This window comes from Candidatus Synechococcus spongiarum SH4 (assembly GCF_000586015.1).
In the GTDB taxonomy this organism is placed as follows: Bacteria; Cyanobacteriota; Cyanobacteriia; order PCC-6307; family Cyanobiaceae; genus Synechococcus_B; species Synechococcus_B spongiarum_F.
In genome coordinates, this window is sequence record NZ_JENA01000012.1 from 1 (window position 1) to 15,913 (window position 15,913).

Annotated in this window: 16 protein-coding genes and 1 pseudogene; 10 read left to right on the plus strand and 7 right to left on the minus strand. The window is 62.9% G+C overall.

All coding sequences use genetic code 11. The features are described from left to right. Window positions 1–2,538, minus strand: a 2,538-nt coding sequence (locus BG35_RS0101395) for a glutamate synthase central domain-containing protein (protein ID WP_025781369.1), incomplete at its 3' end; no start/stop codon positions are given. A gap of 231 nt (window positions 2,539–2,769) precedes the next feature. Here BG35_RS0101395 and BG35_RS0101400 point away from each other — a divergent pair. From BG35_RS0101400 to BG35_RS0101440, 9 genes are all read left to right on the plus strand, one after another. Beyond that, window positions 2,770–4,494, plus strand: a complete 1,725-nt coding sequence (locus tag BG35_RS0101400; RefSeq protein WP_025781370.1) for a phosphodiester glycosidase family protein — start codon at window positions 2,770–2,772, stop codon at window positions 4,492–4,494. 9 nt (window positions 4,495–4,503) lie between these two features. Next, window positions 4,504–4,875, plus strand: a complete 372-nt coding sequence (locus BG35_RS0101405) for a hypothetical protein (RefSeq protein WP_025781371.1) — start codon at window positions 4,504–4,506, stop codon at window positions 4,873–4,875. A gap of 38 nt (window positions 4,876–4,913) precedes the next feature. Beyond that, on the plus strand, window positions 4,914–5,288 hold the full coding sequence (gene rpsL, locus BG35_RS0101410; protein WP_025781372.1) for a 30S ribosomal protein S12: 375 nt from the start codon (window positions 4,914–4,916) through the stop codon (window positions 5,286–5,288). A 64-nt stretch (window positions 5,289–5,352) separates the two neighbouring features. Next, window positions 5,353–5,823: a 30S ribosomal protein S7 gene (gene rpsG / locus BG35_RS0101415; protein ID WP_025781373.1), complete on the plus strand. Its 471-nt coding sequence runs from the start codon at window positions 5,353–5,355 to the stop codon at window positions 5,821–5,823. A 118-nt stretch (window positions 5,824–5,941) separates the two neighbouring features. After that, window positions 5,942–8,017 carry an elongation factor G gene (gene fusA / locus BG35_RS0101420; RefSeq protein ID WP_025781374.1) on the plus strand — a complete coding sequence of 692 codons (2,076 nt, stop codon included), beginning with the start codon at window positions 5,942–5,944 and terminating at the stop codon, window positions 8,015–8,017. 42 nt (window positions 8,018–8,059) lie between these two features. Beyond that, window positions 8,060–9,289 carry an elongation factor Tu gene (tuf, locus tag BG35_RS0101425; protein ID WP_025781375.1) on the plus strand — a complete coding sequence of 410 codons (1,230 nt, stop codon included), beginning with the start codon at window positions 8,060–8,062 and terminating at the stop codon, window positions 9,287–9,289. A 128-nt stretch (window positions 9,290–9,417) separates the two neighbouring features. Beyond that, window positions 9,418–9,738: a 30S ribosomal protein S10 gene (gene rpsJ / locus BG35_RS0101430; RefSeq protein ID WP_025781376.1), complete on the plus strand. Its 321-nt coding sequence runs from the start codon at window positions 9,418–9,420 to the stop codon at window positions 9,736–9,738. Between the two features lie 50 nt (window positions 9,739–9,788). After that, window positions 9,789–10,442, plus strand: coding sequence for an LON peptidase substrate-binding domain-containing protein (locus tag BG35_RS0101435; protein WP_025781377.1), 654 nt, complete (start codon window positions 9,789–9,791; stop codon window positions 10,440–10,442). A 9-nt stretch (window positions 10,443–10,451) separates the two neighbouring features. Further along, complete coding sequence (locus BG35_RS0101440) at window positions 10,452–11,426, plus strand: methyltransferase domain-containing protein (protein ID WP_025781378.1); 975 nt, start codon at window positions 10,452–10,454, stop codon at window positions 11,424–11,426. 34 nt (window positions 11,427–11,460) lie between these two features. Here the strand turns inward: BG35_RS0101440 and BG35_RS14025 are convergent. The 3 genes and pseudogenes from BG35_RS14025 to BG35_RS0101450 form a co-directional block, all read right to left on the minus strand. Further along, window positions 11,461–11,514: pseudogene (locus tag BG35_RS14025) on the minus strand (hypothetical protein); the annotation flags it as partial. Window positions 11,515–11,570: 56 nt separating this feature from the next. Then, a complete protein-coding gene (locus tag BG35_RS0101445) occupies window positions 11,571–12,773 on the minus strand; it encodes an amidohydrolase (RefSeq protein WP_025781379.1) in 1,203 nt (400 codons plus the stop codon). Window positions 12,774–12,778: 5 nt separating this feature from the next. Then, complete coding sequence (locus BG35_RS0101450) at window positions 12,779–13,258, minus strand: hypothetical protein (protein WP_025781380.1); 480 nt, start codon at window positions 13,256–13,258, stop codon at window positions 12,779–12,781. A 187-nt stretch (window positions 13,259–13,445) separates the two neighbouring features. On the opposite strand from BG35_RS0101450, the gene BG35_RS0101455 reads away from it, so the two are divergent. Further along, window positions 13,446–14,510 (plus strand): class I SAM-dependent methyltransferase, encoded by a 1,065-nt coding sequence (locus tag BG35_RS0101455; RefSeq protein WP_025781381.1) that lies wholly within the window; start codon window positions 13,446–13,448, stop codon window positions 14,508–14,510. A 178-nt stretch (window positions 14,511–14,688) separates the two neighbouring features. Here the strand turns inward: BG35_RS0101455 and BG35_RS12330 are convergent, their stop codons facing one another. The 3 genes from BG35_RS12330 to BG35_RS12935 all read right to left on the minus strand — a co-directional run. Then, window positions 14,689–15,063 (minus strand): transposase, encoded by a 375-nt coding sequence (locus BG35_RS12330; protein ID WP_161632495.1) that lies wholly within the window; start codon window positions 15,061–15,063, stop codon window positions 14,689–14,691. A 43-nt stretch (window positions 15,064–15,106) separates the two neighbouring features. Next, complete coding sequence (locus tag BG35_RS12335; protein ID WP_051506079.1) at window positions 15,107–15,385, minus strand: hypothetical protein; 279 nt, start codon at window positions 15,383–15,385, stop codon at window positions 15,107–15,109. A 333-nt stretch (window positions 15,386–15,718) separates the two neighbouring features. Continuing rightward, on the minus strand, window positions 15,719–15,913 hold a 195-nt coding region (locus BG35_RS12935; protein WP_161632496.1), incomplete at its 5' end, for a hypothetical protein.

Consider the following 15,913-nt stretch of genomic DNA (forward strand, 5'->3'; position numbering starts at 1 on the left):
GCCCGGTCCCCGGGCAAGGGCCTTGTGGAGCACCTTGGCCATTTCCGGGCTGTTGAGGTGATATTCCCCCCCCGTGCGGTACTGCACAAAGCCCATGAACTCCAACTTGCTGCGGCTCAACTCCGGGAAGGCCTTGCTGTGGAAGGCCAGGGTCTCACTCGCCAGTTCGGCGAAGCTGAGGCCCGCCACGCGGCTGGTGGTGCCACGGAAGGCCGTGGCAATCAAATCGGCCCCGATGCCCACGGCTTCAAAGATCTGGGCGCCGTGATAACTGGACAACAGGGAGATGCCGATTTTCGAGAGGATTTTCCGGAGGCCCGCCTCCAGCGCGTAGCGCACGTTGGCCTGGGCCTGGGCGGCATCCATGGGGGGCAGCTTGCCCCGCTCAATCATCTTGACGGTGCGGGGATGGTTGCGCCAGTGACGGGTGGTCTCCCAGGTGAGCCATGGGCAGACGGCGCTGGCGCCATAGCCGATGAGACAGGCCAGGTGATGGGTGGTCCAGCATTGGGCCGTCTCCACCACCAGGGAAGCCCGCAGTCGCAAGCCGGCGCGAATCAGGTGGTGATGGACGGCGCCCGTGGCCAGCAACGGCGGAATGATGCTGTCCATGGGGCCAAGGCCACCGTCCTGCCGGTCCGAGAAGACGAGAATCTCCGCGCCGCGCCGCACCGCTTGCTCCGCTTGCCGGCAGAGTTGCTCCACGGCCTTTTGCAGGCCATCCGGGCCGGTGGCCACAGGAAACAGGGTGCTGAGATGTTGGCAACTCCAGCCTGACGCACTCAACTGGCTCAGTTCGGCCTCGTTGAGCAACGGGGAAGAGAGGTCCAGACGGCGCGCCCCCTCGGCAGATGGCCACAGCGCCGATCCCCGGGCCCCCAGGTGAACGGCAAGGCTCATCACCAACTCTTCCCGCAGGGGGTCAATGGGGGGATTGGTGACCTGGGCAAACCGCTGCTTGAAGTAGTCGTACAGCAGGTGAGGCTTGCTGGAGAGGACGGCCAGGGGGATGTCGTCCCCCATGCAGAAGGTGGGCTCCTTCCGCTTGCCGGCCATGTCTTCGATGATGAGATCCAGATCTTCGGCGGTGAAGCCGACGGCGGTCTGCAATTGGAGCAGTTCCAGGTTGCTGAACCGGGGCTCCCCGCACCACGCCTGGGGGGCAAGCTGTTGCCGCAGTTGCAGCCATTGGCCGTAGGGATAGCGGCCGGCCGCTTCTTCCTTCACCTCCCAGTTGCGCAGCAGGCGTCCCCTCTCCAGATCCACGGCCAACATCTGACCGGGACCCAGGCGCCCTTTCTCCACAATGGCGGCCTCGTCCAGTTCCACCACGCCGGTCTCCGTTCCCATGACCACCAGGCCGTCCCGGGTGACGCAGTAGCGGGCCGGACGCAGGCCGTTGCGATCAAGACAGGCTCCGATCCAGCGCCCGTCGGTGAACGCCAGCAGGGCGGGTCCGTCCCAGGCTTCCTGGATGCCGGACCAGTAGGTATGGAAGTCTTGCAGTTGCTGGCGCCCCTCCAGCTCCGGTTGCTGCTGAAACGCCTCCGGAACCAGGGTCATCAGGCTTTCAATGACGGGGCGACCGCTGCGCACCATCAGCTCCAGCATCCCGTCCAGGTTGGCGGAATCGCTGAAGGCGGGATTCACCACGGGATGCAGGTCCGACGCGGCGTCCCCCCAGACTTGCTTGAGGCCGTCCTGGGCTGCCAGGGACCAGTTGATGTTCCCCAGCAGGGTGTTGATTTCACCGTTGTGGCCCAACAGGCGCATGGGCTGGGCCAGGGGCCAGCGGGGCAGGGTGTTGGTGCTGAACCGCCGGTGGTAGACCGCGTAGGGAACGGCAAAGCGCTCGTCCTGCAGGTCCCTGTAGAAAACCGGCAGCACCTCGGAGCGCACCATGCCCTTGTAGACCACCGTGCGGGTGCTCAGGGAGGCAAAGGAGACATGGCGACTCATCTCCGTCCCCAATACATCGCCAAGCTGGGCGCCAATGCGGCGGCGACAACGAAACAGCAGGCGCTCCAACGCTTCCTGGTCCCCATGGCCTTCATCGATGGAGAGGAGCCACTGCTCAATCACCGGACAGCTTGCGGCCGCCATGGGACCCAGCACGTCCTGGTCAACGGGCGCCACCCGCCAGCCATGGCTGCGGATCCCCAGACGGGCCGCCTGCTCCTCGCAAAGACGGCGGGTGGTGGAGCGGGCCTCCCCGTCCCTGGGTAGAAACACCATGCCCAAGGCGGGAATGTTCCCATCCGGCAGCGCCGCCACGGCAGGCCAGAGCGCCTTCAGCAGGGGCCAGGGAATGGCGCAGAGCACACCGGCTCCGTCTCCGGAGTCCCGGTCACCGCCACAGCCGCCCCGGTGTTCCATGCAGGCCAGGCCCCCCAGGGCTTGCCGCAGGAGCCAGTGGCTCGCCCGGCCGTCCAGCCGGGCCAGAAACCCGACGCCACAGCCATCCCGCTCTCGTTCCAGCCAATCGGGCCCGGAAGAGTCCTGGTAAGGCCAGTTGGAACAGGGGGATGGCGTGGACATTAACAACAGCCGGACTTTAAATTTTCAGGTTAGCCGCGAAGACGGAAATGACAGCGCCTTCAACCCTGTTTGTTCTGGCCAATGGGTAGTGTCGTTGGCCGGTTTGCAGCGCTGAGCGTTTCAAGTTCTTTGCTTTTCGGCCTGTTCGCCCCAGTTCGTGGACAGAACCCGGCGCCCCCTGTTGCCCCGGCGCCGCGTCCCTCTCAAGCGACAGAGCAATTTCAGATCGAGTTGCCGGCCGCACTGCCGCTGCCCCTGCCGCCGTTTCAGGAGACGCAGAAGCCGGGATCCGCCCTGATCACCGGGGACGCCATTGTGTTGAACGGCGCCGAACTCCAGTTTCCATGGCGCCTTGAAGGGGAGTCGGGCTCCGGGCAGCGCCTTGTTGTACCGGTTGAGATCCTGACCCATCGGTTGGGGGCCAGGGTCAACCCCGGGGCGGACGGCCTGCAGTTGGCCTGGTTCGGCCACGTTTCCCCTTTGCAACAGGCCGATCCTCCGTTGGGGAGCGGGCCGGCCGTGGACATTGCCCCCTTGGCGGAGCGCTTCCGTTGGCAGTTCAGGGCCGTGGGTTCCCGGTTGAATCTCCGGATTCCACCACCACGCCTGGTCAACGTGCGGCTGGCGCAATCCGCTGAACGGGTGCGGATCGTGCTGGACTTCCTGGGTCCGGCTCCTTTCCGTGTTGAGGACCGGTCGTTGCTGGTGGAGATGCGCTCCCGGGAGGCCCATTTGCGGGAGATGGAGACCCTCGGCATTCCCCACCAGTGGACACCGGGTCTGCTGAAGCTGCACACAACAGTCCTCAGCGCCAACAGCCGCATTCTCACCCTCGGCGGTCCGGAGCGCCTTGTTCTGGATCTGTCCTATGAGGACTTTCTCGCCCTTCGAGTCCTGGGACCGACAGGAGGGCAAGCCGTTCTCCCACCCCTCAAGCAGTTCCGGCTCAATACCAGGGTCCTGACCCTGGGCAGCAGGAGGTTTCGCCTCCACAGCGTGGCCCTGGACCTGACAAACCCATCGGTCACCATGCTGCCCCTGACCGGATCCGACGGCATGGACGGGCTCGACTCTCTCCAGGCGCTGGCCAACGCCTGGCAAGCGGATCTGGCCATCAACGGCGGCTACTTCCACCGCACTCGCAAACTGCCGTTGGGCGCCATCAAGCGGCAGGGGCATTGGCTTTCCGGCCCGATTCTCGGTCGCGGAGCCATTGGCTGGGGATCAGGAGAGCGGCCGGCGTTCGGGCGGTTGGCGATGAAAGAGACGGTGACGGGACCCAGGGGATCCTTCCCCGTCAGTCACCTGAACAGTGGCTACGTCCAGAAAGGGGTGGCGCGCTATACCCACCACTGGGGCAGCCATTACCGTCCCCTCACCCAGGGCGAGACCGGTTTCCTGGTGCGAGACAACCGGGTGGTGCGCCACTTTGCCGCCTTTCAACTCAAAGGCGGCGTTGCTCTTGCCCCCGAAAGCTGGTTGCTGGTGGCCCGTAGCGGCGCCAGCCTGCCACTGCAGCTTGGTGATCCGGTTGTCCTTGATCAACGTCTGACCCCCGGAGTCTTTGCCCGGCAGCCCCACGTTCTCGGGGCCGGTCCCCTCCTGCTGCAGGGCGGTCGGCCGGTGCTGAATGCCGCCCTGGAGCGCTTCAGCACCCAGTTTCAAAGGGAGAAGGCGCCCCGTAGCATGGTGGCCTGGGGTCAGGGTCAGTTGTGGCTCCTCACGGTTCAGGGTCTGGGCAATTCCGGACCCACCCTCCAGGAAGCCACTCGCCTGGCCCGGCAGTTGGGCATGGAGGACGCCCTCAATCTCGATGGCGGCAGTTCCACCACGTTGGTGTTCCGGGGGGTCACAACCGTGCGGGGGCGGGGCGTGGATTCCCGGGTCCATAACGGTTTGGGTGTGGTGGTTCGCGAGCCGCCGGGGGAGAATGGTTCGCAACGCAGCCGCAACTGAGGAATCGCCATGGCCAGACCCGCCCCGTTCCAGATCACCCCCCAGGCCGCTGTGGAGCTGAGCCGCCAGGCTGCCCTCACGTCCCGCCCGGGGGTTGCCAGCCTGGAGTTACAACCCGGTGGATGCCAGAGCTGGGTCTTGATCATCCGCGCCGGTGTTGTGGTGGGCGAACCCATGGCCCGCACGGACGGCATGACCCTTTGGGCGAGCCAGGACACCATCAACCAACTGGAATCCATGCATCTGGACCACCACCATGACCTGCGGGGCGGCGGCTTCATCCTTCGCGGTCCCAAGGACGTGCAGTTCTGCACCTGTGGCGTTGGCTTCAGCCGCCCATCCAAGGGGGCTGATCAAGACAGTGATGCGGTAAAGTTGTAGATTGTGCGACCCCGCCGCGGTTTATCGCCAGGCCTCGAATGCCCACGATCCAGCAACTCATCCGTACCGAGCGCTCTCGGCTGAGAGACAAGACCAAATCCCCCGCCCTGCGGTCGTGCCCCGGGCGGCGGGGCGTGTGTACCCGGGTGTACACGTCAACCCCGAAAAAGCCCAACTCCGCCCTGCGGAAGGTGGCCCGGGTGCGGCTCACCTCGGGTTTCGAGGTGACCGCCTACATTGGCGGGGAGGGCCATAACCTGCAAGAACACTCCGTGGTGTTGATTCGCGGGGGACGGGTCAAGGATCTTCCGGGTGTGCGCTATCACATCATTCGCGGCACCCTGGATACGGCAGGGGTCAAGGACCGTCGCCAATCCCGCTCCAAATACGGGGCAAAGCAGCCCAAGGAGTGACCCGAGCCAAGGTCTGCTCCGTCACTGTTCAACTTCCCACCGATTTTTCCACTGTCTCCACCCCATGTCCCGCCGCAATACCGCCGAGAAGCGTCCGGTTACGCCTGATCCACGCTTCAATAACCGTCTTGCCGCCATGCTGGTGGCCAGGCTCATGAAAAGCGGCAAGAAGTCCACGGCGCAGAGGATTCTGTACGAAGCCCTCGATCTGGTGGGGGAACGCACAGGCGGCGACCCCGTCACCCTGTTCGAGACTGCCATTTGCAACATCACCCCCCTTGTGGAAGTGCGGGCTCGGCGCGTCGGTGGCGCCACCTATCAAGTCCCCATGGAGGTGCGCCCGGAGCGGGGCACAGCCATGGCCCTGCGCTGGCTGGTGAATTACTCCCGGGCCCGCTCCGGGCGCTCCATGGCCCAGAAGCTGGCGGGGGAGTTGATGGACGCCGCCAATGAAACCGGCAGTGCCGTCCGCAAACGGGAAGAAACCCACAAGATGGCGGAAGCCAACAAAGCCTTTGCCCACTACCGCTACTGACCGTTCTTCCCCTGACGTTGTACCCCAGGTTCCATGGGCGGGCACGGCGTCAGGGGAACGGATTTGTCTGTAGAGTTGCCCCGCCCTCGGTCAGAAGCACACACTTCGGAGGTTTTCCGTGTCCCGCAATGTCTCCCTGGACCACGTTCGCAACATTGGCATTGCCGCCCACATTGATGCCGGCAAGACAACCACCACCGAGCGGATTCTGTTTTATTCCGGTGTGGTGCATAAGTTGGGCGAGGTCCACGACGGCGCTGCCGCAACGGATTGGATGGCCCAGGAGAAAGAGCGGGGCATCACCATCACGGCAGCCGCCATTTCCACCAGTTGGCGAGACCATCGCATCAACATCATCGACACCCCCGGCCACGTGGACTTCACCATTGAGGTGGAGCGGTCCATGCGGGTTCTGGATGGGGTGATTGCCGTGTTCTGCGCCGTGGGGGGCGTCCAACCCCAGTCGGAAACCGTCTGGCGCCAGGCGGACCGCTACCAGGTGCCCCGCATGGTCTTTGTCAACAAAATGGACCGCACCGGCGCTGACTTCCTCAGTGTCCATGAGCAAATCAAATCCCGCCTGCGGGCCAACGCCTTCCCGATCCAGCTTCCCGTTGGCGCGGAGGGGGATCTGAGCGGCATCGTGGATCTGGTGCGCAACAAGGCCTACCTCTACAAGGACGACCTGGGCAAGAACATCATCGAAGCTCCCGTCCCCGACGCCATGGCCGCCCAGGTGGAAACCTGGCGTGGTGTGATGATGGAGGCGGTGGCGGAGTCCAGCGAGGATCTCCTGGAAGCCTTCCTGGATAACGGCGAGCTCACCCAGGAGCAACTGGTCCGCGGGATCCGGGAAGGGGTGCTTCACCATGGCCTGGTGCCCATGCTCTGTGGCTCCGCCTTCAAGAACAAGGGGGTGCAGTTGCTGCTGGATGCGGTGGTGGACTACTTGCCGGCCCCCGTGGACGTGCCCCCCATCCAGGGGGTGCTGGAGAGCGGCGAGACAACCGTGCGCGCCTCGGACGATGAGGAGCCCTTCAGCGCCCTGGCCTTCAAGGTGATGGCCGATCCCTACGGCAAGCTCACCTTTGTGCGCATCTATTCCGGTATCCTGAGCAAGGGCAGCTATGTGCTGAACGCCACCAAGGGCAAAAAAGAGCGTATTTCCCGCCTGGTGGTGCTCAAGGCCGACGAGCGGGAAGAGGCGGACGAGTTGCGGGCGGGAGACCTGGGGGCCGTGGTGGGTCTCAAGGACACCACCACAGGGGACACCCTGTGCGCCCAGGAGAAACCCATCGTCCTGGAAACCCTGTTCATTCCCGAGCCGGTGATCTCCGTGGCCGTGGAGCCCAAAACCAAAGGGGACATGGAAAAACTCTCCAAGGCGCTCCAGTCCCTGTCCGAAGAAGATCCCACCTTCCGGGTCAGCACGGATCCGGAAACCAACCAGACGGTGATCGCCGGCATGGGGGAGCTCCACCTGGAGATTCTGGTGGACCGCATGTTGCGGGAGTTCAAGGTGGAAGCCACCGTGGGGGCCCCCCAGGTGGCCTACCGGGAAACCATTCGCGCCAGCGCCCGGGGCGAAGGCAGGTTTGTGCGTCAGTCCGGCGGTAAAGGCCAGTACGGCCACGTCATTATCGAGATGGAGCCGGGAGAAGCCAATTCGGGCTTTGCCTTCGAGAGCAAAATTGTCGGTGGCGTGGTTCCCAAGGAGTACATCAACCCAGCCCAGAAAGGCATGGCGGAAACCTGTGCATCCGGCGTGCTGGCGGGCTATCCCATGATTGACGTCAAATGCACCCTGGTGGACGGGTCCTTCCACGACGTGGACTCCTCGGAAATGGCTTTCCAGATTGCCGGTTCCATGGCCTTCAAGGATGCGGTTCACAAATGCAGGCCGGCCCTGCTGGAACCCATGATGAAGGTGGACGTGGAAATCCCGGACGACTTCCTCGGCCCCATCATTGGCGACCTATCGTCTCGCCGTGGTATGGTGGAAGGCCAGACCATCGAGGACGGCATCGGCAAGGTCACCGCCAAGGTGCCTCTCTCCGAGATGTTTGGCTACGCCACAGAACTCCGATCCATGACACAGGGTCGGGGTCTATTCTCGATGGAATTCAGCAACTACGAGGAAGCTCCTCGCAATGTCGCTGAGGCGATCATCGCCAAGAATCAGGGCAAATCCTGATTTCCATCCCTCATCTGAAAACCTCCCCGATTCTTTCCATCAATGGCACGCGAGAAGTTCGAGCGGAACAAGCCCCACGTCAACATCGGCACCGTCGGCCATGTTGACCACGGCAAAACCACCCTGACCGCTGCAATCACCAACGTCCTGGCGGCCCGCGGCAGCGCCCAGGCCCAGGCCTACGACGACATTGACGGCGCCCCTGAAGAGAAGGAGCGTGGCATCACCATTAACACGGCCCACGTGGAGTACGAGACGGAGAACCGTCACTACGCCCACGTGGACTGCCCTGGTCATGCGGACTACGTGAAAAACATGATCACGGGGGCCGCCCAGATGGATGGCGCCATCCTGGTGGTGGCCGGCACCGATGGCCCCATGGCCCAGACCCGGGAGCACATTCTCCTGGCCAAGCAGGTGGGTGTTCCCGCATTGGTGGTCTTCGTCAACAAGAAAGACATGGTTGACGACGAGGAGTTGCTGGAACTGGTGGAACTGGAAATCCGGGAACTCCTCAGCAAGTACGAGTTTCCCGGGGACGACATCCCGGTGGTCATGGGTTCCGGCTTGAAAGCCCTGGAGGCCATCCAGGGGGGCGCCACCGGTGAGCGGGGCAAGGATCCATGGATTGACAGTATCCTGGACCTCATGGATGCCGTGGATGAAAGCATCCCCGAGCCGGAGCGGGAAGTGGACAAGCCTTTCCTGATGGCCGTTGAGGACGTGTTCTCCATCACGGGCCGCGGCACCGTGGCCACCGGCCGGATTGAGCGGGGCGTGGTCAAGGTCAACGAAGAAGTGGAGATCGTTGGCTTGAAGGACACCCGCAAGACCACGGTCACCGGCGTGGAAATGTTCCGCAAGCTGTTGGACGAGGGCATGGCCGGCGATAACGTTGGTCTGCTCCTGCGGGGCATTCAGAAGAATGAAGTGGAGCGCGGCATGGTTCTGGTGAAGCCCGGCTCCATCACTCCCCACACCAGGTTCGAAGGGGAGGTCTATGTGCTCACCAAGGAAGAAGGCGGCCGTCATACCCCCTTCTTCGCTGGTTATCGTCCCCAGTTCTACATCCGCACTACGGACGTGACGGGCCAGATTACCCAGTTCACCGCTGACGACGGCTCCAAGGCGGAGATGGTGATGCCTGGCGACCGCATCAAGATGACCGGTGAGTTGATTGTGCCGGTGGCCATTGAGAAGGGCATGCGCTTTGCCATTCGCGAAGGTGGTCGCACCATTGGCGCCGGCGTGGTCTCCAAGATCATTGCCTGAGACGATTCACGGAGGGCGGGCCTTCCCTTGAAGGCCCTGGAAACCCTCACTGCGACTGGTTGTCCGCCCCCCGCACCTTGACAACTCAACCCTTCCATGGCCCACGCCACCACCTCTGAGCCCTTGCAATGACCAGAACCCTTGCACAGCAGAAGATTCGTATTCGCCTCAAAGCCTTTGACCGACGGATGTTGGACATCTCCTGCGAGAAGATCATTGACACCGCAGACCGCACGGCAGCCACGGCCATCGGGCCCATTTCCCTGCCCACCAAGCGGAAGATCTACTGTGTGTTGCGTTCTCCCCACGTGGACAAGGATTCGCGAGAGCACTTTGAAACCCGCACCCATCGGCGGCTGATTGATATCTACAACCCCTCCTCAAAGACAATCGACGCCCTCATGAAGTTGAACTTGCCCAGTGGGGTGGACATTGAGGTCAAGCTCTAGCCGCCACACAGCAAGCCCCATCTGTCTAGGGTCGAACAACTTGCTGCCCTATGGCCATGATCAAGCCACTGGCGGTCAGGGAGCTTCCCCTGTTTCTGTTGTCCGGAGTGGTGCTGTTTCCCCGTGAAGTGCTTCCCCTGCACATTTTCGAATACCGCTACCGGATCATGCTGAAGACGGTTCTGGAGGCTGATCAGCGCTTTGGGGTGATCAACTGTGATCCTGAGACCGGTGAACCCAGCACCGTGGGTTGTTGCACGGAAATCCTCCAGCACCATCCCATGGAGCGTGACCGCAGCGCCATTGTCACCAGGGGCCAGCAACGTTTCCGCGTCTTGAACCGGGTCCGGGACACACCCTTCTGCATTGGACTGGTCAGTTGGCTGGAAGACGGTCCCCCCACAGCGGATTTGACGGGTCTTGTCCAGAACGTCCATAGCGCCCTTGGCGATGTTGTCAAGCTTTCCGGCAAGCTTTCCGGCAAGAGTTTTCGCCTGCCAGAAGATATCCCTCTGGATCCTGAGGAGATGTCGTTCTGGTTGGCTTCCCGTCTGGACAATGCAACGGCAGCCCAGCAGCACCTTCTGGAGATCACGGATACAGCCGACCGCTTGCAGCAGGAATATGCCCTGCTGGACCAGGCCCGCCGACAGTTGGCCGCACGCACAGTGCTGAAAGACCTGGAACAGGGAACCAAAAACTAGAGGCCCGTCATGCCCTGGCTTCTGTTCCTGGTTGGCGGTGCTCTGGCGCTGGCGCTTTGCGCCTATCTGGCCGGCCGGCGCCCCTATCGATCCCCGCAAAGTGTGGCCGCCAATTACGACCACTGGACCCGTGACGGCCTCTTGGAAAGGCTTTGGGGGGAGCACATCCATCTTGGCTACTACGGTGATCCTCCCCAACCCCAGGATTTCCGGGCCAGCAAAGCGAGACTGGTCCATGAAATGGTCCAGTGGGCCGGTCTTCACCGGCTACCTCCGGGCAGTCGCCTCCTGGACGTGGGTTGCGGCATCGGGGGCAGTGCAAGGATTCTGGCCCGGGATTACGGCTTTGATGTTCTGGGCATCAGCATCAGCAGTCAGCAGATCGACCGGGCCCGGGCATTGACGCCGGAACACCTGTCCTGCCGTTTTGCCGTGATGGACGCCTTGGCCGTACCCATGGCGGACGGGTGTTTCGATGCGGTCTGGACCGTGGAAGCGGCACCCCACATTGCCAACAAGCAATGCTTTGCCAACGAACTGCTGCGCCTCCTGCGACCAGGTGGTCAGTTGGTGATGGCGGATTGGAATCAGCGAGATCCCCGCCGCCAGCCGCCCAGCCGGCTGGAGCGGATGGTTCTGAACGTTCTGCTGACCCAGTGGGGACATGCCGCCTTTGCCAGCATGGAAGCGGTCCGGGAGCATCTGCAGGCCAGCCCCCATGGCTGTGTCAATCTGCACAGCGCGGATTGGAGCCGGGCCACGTTGCCTGCATGGCCGGAGGCCATCCGGGAAGGCTTTAGACGACCGTGGGCTGTACTCTCCCTGGGACCGGCGGCGGTGGTTCAGGGTCTTCGGGAGGCGCCCACCATCCTTCTCATGGCCTGGGCTTGGCGCCGGGGGCTGATGCGTTTCGGGGTGTTTCGCGCAGAGCGCGCAGGATCCGGTGGCGATGGTAAATCCATTGCCCACAGGCCGTCACGGTGAGCCCAGCGCCAATCACCACCATGGGGATGGTTTGCAGCTTTTCGCTGTCGGTGCGTTGCAGACCGGCCAGCAAACCCAGGCACGCCATGGCGAGGGCAGCGAGGGCAGCCAGTCGGGAGAAGGGATGGGGCGGTGTATTCACAATCAGGGTAAGCCGTGATCCACAGGAAGATCAAACCGCTGCAGCAAGGTGGCGGTGAGCACCTCCACCCCTGTTGCGATGGCCCTCTCATCAGGGTTAAAGCAGCCATGGTGGAGGGGATAGCAGCCCTCGGGCCCAGCCACCCCAAGGCGGAACATGCAGCCGGGCACGTGCTTGAGCATCTCGGCAAAGTCTTCCGCCCCCAGGGAGGGCTGATCGAGGTATTCCACGTTGTCGTCCCCCAGAACGGTGCGGGCCGCTTTTTCCAGACAGCGGGTCTGGCCGGGGTCGTTGAATACGGACGGGGTGATGGCGCGGAGGCTCACATGGGACCGGGCGCCGTGGATTCCCACGATTCCCCCGATCACCCCCTCAATCCAACCGGGTAGCTGCTGGTGGGTGTCCGGATGCAGGCAGCGCACCGTGCCCTTCAGCAGGACACGGTCGGCGATGACATTGAAGGCGCAGCCCCCCTGAACCTGGCCAAAGCTGATCACCACCGGGTGCAGAGGGTTCATCCGGCGACTGACAGCCTCCTGGAGCCCGGTGACCACCTGGCTGGCAATCCAGATGGCATCCAGGGCTTCATGGGGGCGGGCCCCATGGCCGCTTTCCCCCAGAATTTCAACAATCAACTCATCCGCCGTGGCCGTGAACACGCCTGAGCGCACCCCCACCTTGCCGGCCGCCAATGGAGGGTGTACATGAATACCGAACAGGGCATCCAGACCCTCCAGCGCCCCCGCCTTGACCATCCAGCTTGCCCCCTGGGCAATCTCTTCAGCCGGCTGGAACAACAGCCGCAGTGTCCCCGGCAAGCGGCGAGCGAGGGGGGCCATCACGTGGGCCACCCCGATCCCCACCGTGGTGTGGATGTCGTGGCCACAGGCGTGCATCAGGCCCTGTTGACGGGACGCAAAAGGCAGTCCGGTGCGCTCTTCAATGGGCAAGGCATCCATATCCACCCGCAAGCCGATACTGGGGCCGGCTCCCCCCCCCAGTTCAGCCACCACCCCGGCGCCGCCAATCCCTTCCCGCACATCGAAGCCCAACTGATACAAGGAGCCGGCCACAAAGGCGGCTGTCCGTTGTTCCTGACCACTCAACTCCGGATGGGCATGGAGGTGGCGGCGAATTTTCACCAGATCCGGTTGAAGGTCTTGCACCTGCTGGCGCAACTCCGTGAGGGCAAGCAAGCTGGCCATGCCCATCAAGACTGCACCGACGACAGGAATTCCTGAAGATCCCGCACCGGGCCCGGGGGCCAGTGGCGCACTGCCAACAGCCATTGGGCATCGGCATAGCGATCATCCAGACCGACACTGGCGGCCCAATGGCTCTCCGCCTCCCCCTGCAGACCACGGCGCCAGAGCAGTGCCGTGAGGGCAGCGCGAGCATCGGCAAAGAGGGGATAACGGCGAATCAGTTGACGGAACGTCTCCTCCGCAACCACCAGATCACCCAACTCCATGGCGGCCAGCGCCTGGCTGGATCGGGCCAGGATCAAGTCGGGTTGAATCCGGGCGGCAGCGCCATAGCTACAGTGCGCCCCCCGCCAATTGCCCCGTGCCCCTTGCATGGCCCCCAGACCATAGAGGGCATCAGCCTCCGCCTTCACTGACGCCGCCGCCAGCGGGTCACCCGTAGCCAGGCTGGGGGACCAGCAACTGAAGAACAGGATCAAGGCCATGACACTCAGCCATGGCAACAAGTGGCCCATCAAGGGAGTGGTGTGCATACTGGCCAGTGTAGATGACCTCTGATCCGGAACCGGGGTTACGGTTTTCTTTGCTGTTCCGAACTGGCAATTGGGGCAATCCTGACCACGGCAGCCATGGTGTGCGGTCACAATGGGGTTTGCGTCTCCCGCCCTGTCCATGCCCGCCACGCTGGCAAAACTGACGTACCAGGCATTACAAAAAGGCAAAGGGGCCTTCAGTCTTGCCCATAAGGAGGTCAGCCTCCGCCTGCTGAAGACCATGGCCCCCGATGCAGTGGTCAAAACCCTTCCCCTGCAGCCCGGCGCCGTTCAGGCACTCCATGACGCCATGGATCTTCTGCTGGAGCGGGATTGGCAGGATGGGGAAGAGGGAATCTATCCCACCGAGCTGCTGTTTTCCAGTCCCTGGAAAGACTGGGCCGTCCGCTATCCCCTGCTGTGGCTGGATAGCCCTGCCGCCTGGGACCGCCAGCGCCGGCGGGATTTTCAGGACCTGCCCGGAACCGTCAACCGCCGGCATTACCCCGCCTACTACCTGCGCAACTTCCACAACCAGACGGATGGGTATCTGAGTGACCATTCCGCCGCCCTCTACGACCTGCAGGTGGAGATTTTGTTCAACGGAGCTGCGGACCCCATGCGCCGGCGCCTGCTGCGGCCGTTGAAGCAGGCATTGCCCCGGTTGGCAGTTGGCGATGATCCCTTGCAACCGGTGCGCATTCTGGATCTGGCCACAGGCACAGGCCGCACCATGCACCAGTTGCGGGCTGCATTCCCCCGGGCCCAGCTTGTGGGCTGTGATCTATCCGAGGCCTATCTGCGGCAGGCGGGGCGCTGGCTGGCGGAACGGCCAGGGGAGTTGCCCCAGCTTGTGCAGGCCAACGTGGAAGCCGTTCCCTTTGTGGACGGTTGGTTTGACGCCGTCACCTGTGTTTTCCTGCTCCATGAACTGCCGCGCTCGGCCCGGGCCAACTCCATGAAGGAAGCGTTCCGCCTCCTCAAGCCCGGCGGCGTTCTGGCGGTCCTGGATTCCGTCCAGCCAAAGGACTCCCCACAATTCAAGGTGCTTTCGGACAACTTCCGGCGCGTCTACCACGAGCCCTTCTACGGGGATTACATGGCCGACGCCATCGAGACCCATCTGGAGCAGGCCGGCTTCACGTTGCTGCCCAGTGAAACCCATTTCCTTTCCCGCCTGTGGCTGGCAAGGAAACCTGCTTGAGACACTAAGGAACCTCTGAATTAGGCTTGAGAAGAGTTCCATAGAGGATTGGGCATGGGGATGGGGGAGCTACGGCGGTCAAACCTGGTCCAAAATAGCTAAAAGTAGGCGCAACCCTTGCCAAATGGTTGAGTTTGTGTCTGCTGGATCGCAAGCAGACACACGGATGCCCTGGGATTCACACCGGACAAGACTCCCCACGTAGGAGGTTGGCAAAGCCCCGCAGCAGGGCCAAGCGATTCTCGTTCCCCGCCAGGCCTCGGTAGCGGGTCTTGTTATAGCCAACCATCTGCTTCACATAGAAGAACAGGTGTTCCATCTTGGCCCGCACACTGGCCTGGCACTGCTCCATGAGGCGCTCCAACGAGTCTCCGGCCACCTTCCTGCGTTGGCCGGCCCGCAGGGCACTATGCCAGGCCACCTGACGATCCCGGTGGGATGGGCGCTTCGCAATGCCCCGATATCCTGCATCACCCCGGACACCCTCCTCCTCCCCATGGAGTAACGGGTCTGCAGGAACCAGGTCATGGACGTTGGCAGCAGTCGTCACCACCCTATGGGCCACCCTGTCTGATCATCCACCCCAATAGGCAACTTCATGCCGCAGCGCCACTGCTGCCCCTTCTTGGGCTGCTGCATCTCAGGGTCACGTTCTCTTCTCCGGTGCTTCCTCGATGCAGGCGCCGCGAGATGCTGGCAGCCATCATTGTTCCCTCCTGCAGGAGCAGACCCTCTGCTGCCAGATGCTCCTTGATGGTCTCAAACAGCACCTTCCCCAGTCCATGACGCTCCAACAGGTGGCGGAAGGTGCGGATCGCCGTCTCGTCCGGCGCCTTCTCCAGACGGATGCCGCTACAGCGGCCCACACTCTCCACCTCCTAGAGCCTGTCCTCCATTCCCGGATCACTGAGGTTATAGAACAGTTGCACACAATGCACCCGCAGCAGCCGCTCCATGCCAGCGGGCCTCCTGCCAGATCACAGTCTCTCACTCCATCCTAACACACCCCCCATCACTTGTTCAGAGATGCCATAGATGCGAATTCCCTGCTGATTATTGTTGGAACGGTTGTTCATGCGTTGCAATGGGGGAAGGGACGTGAAAAGTGTGAAAAGAACGTTGAAATCAAGAGTGAAGTCAACAGGATGCCAGAACTTTTTGGCAGATCCAAGCCAGAATCGCCACCATCTTTATCACATCAGGGTGAATCAGGCCAATTCCGACGGGGGATCCGCCGGGGAGAGGCTGCCTGTTGCAGCCCCGTCTGTTGCAAGCCATTGTCGAGCACGGTCCAGGATGGACGCCTCATCGGCAACGGCCAGGCGCCCGAAGCGCTCTCGCGCCGCAGAAACGCCATTAGCGCCCCCAGTTGGGGGCCGGGGGAGACGGACAGGGCCTCCTGC

Excerpts from the sequence above, each read along its gene's own strand:
- BG35_RS0101405 (WP_025781371.1), top strand. The coding sequence starts at position 4,504 with ATGGCCAGACCCGCCCCGTTCCAGATCACCCCCCAGGCCGCTGTGGAG.
- rpsL (WP_025781372.1), top strand. The coding sequence starts at position 4,914 with ATGCCCACGATCCAGCAACTCATCCGTACCGAGCGCTCTCGGCTGAGA.
- rpsG (WP_025781373.1), top strand. The coding sequence starts at position 5,353 with ATGTCCCGCCGCAATACCGCCGAGAAGCGTCCGGTTACGCCTGATCCA.
- tuf (WP_025781375.1), top strand. The coding sequence starts at position 8,060 with ATGGCACGCGAGAAGTTCGAGCGGAACAAGCCCCACGTCAACATCGGC.
- rpsJ (WP_025781376.1), top strand. The coding sequence starts at position 9,418 with ATGACCAGAACCCTTGCACAGCAGAAGATTCGTATTCGCCTCAAAGCC.
- BG35_RS0101435 (WP_025781377.1), top strand. The coding sequence starts at position 9,789 with ATGGCCATGATCAAGCCACTGGCGGTCAGGGAGCTTCCCCTGTTTCTG.
- BG35_RS0101440 (WP_025781378.1), top strand. The coding sequence starts at position 10,452 with ATGCCCTGGCTTCTGTTCCTGGTTGGCGGTGCTCTGGCGCTGGCGCTT.
- BG35_RS0101445 (WP_025781379.1), bottom strand. The coding sequence starts at position 12,773 with ATGGCCAGCTTGCTTGCCCTCACGGAGTTGCGCCAGCAGGTGCAAGAC.
- BG35_RS0101450 (WP_025781380.1), bottom strand. The coding sequence starts at position 13,258 with ATGGCCTTGATCCTGTTCTTCAGTTGCTGGTCCCCCAGCCTGGCTACG.
- BG35_RS0101455 (WP_025781381.1), top strand. The coding sequence starts at position 13,446 with ATGCCCGCCACGCTGGCAAAACTGACGTACCAGGCATTACAAAAAGGC.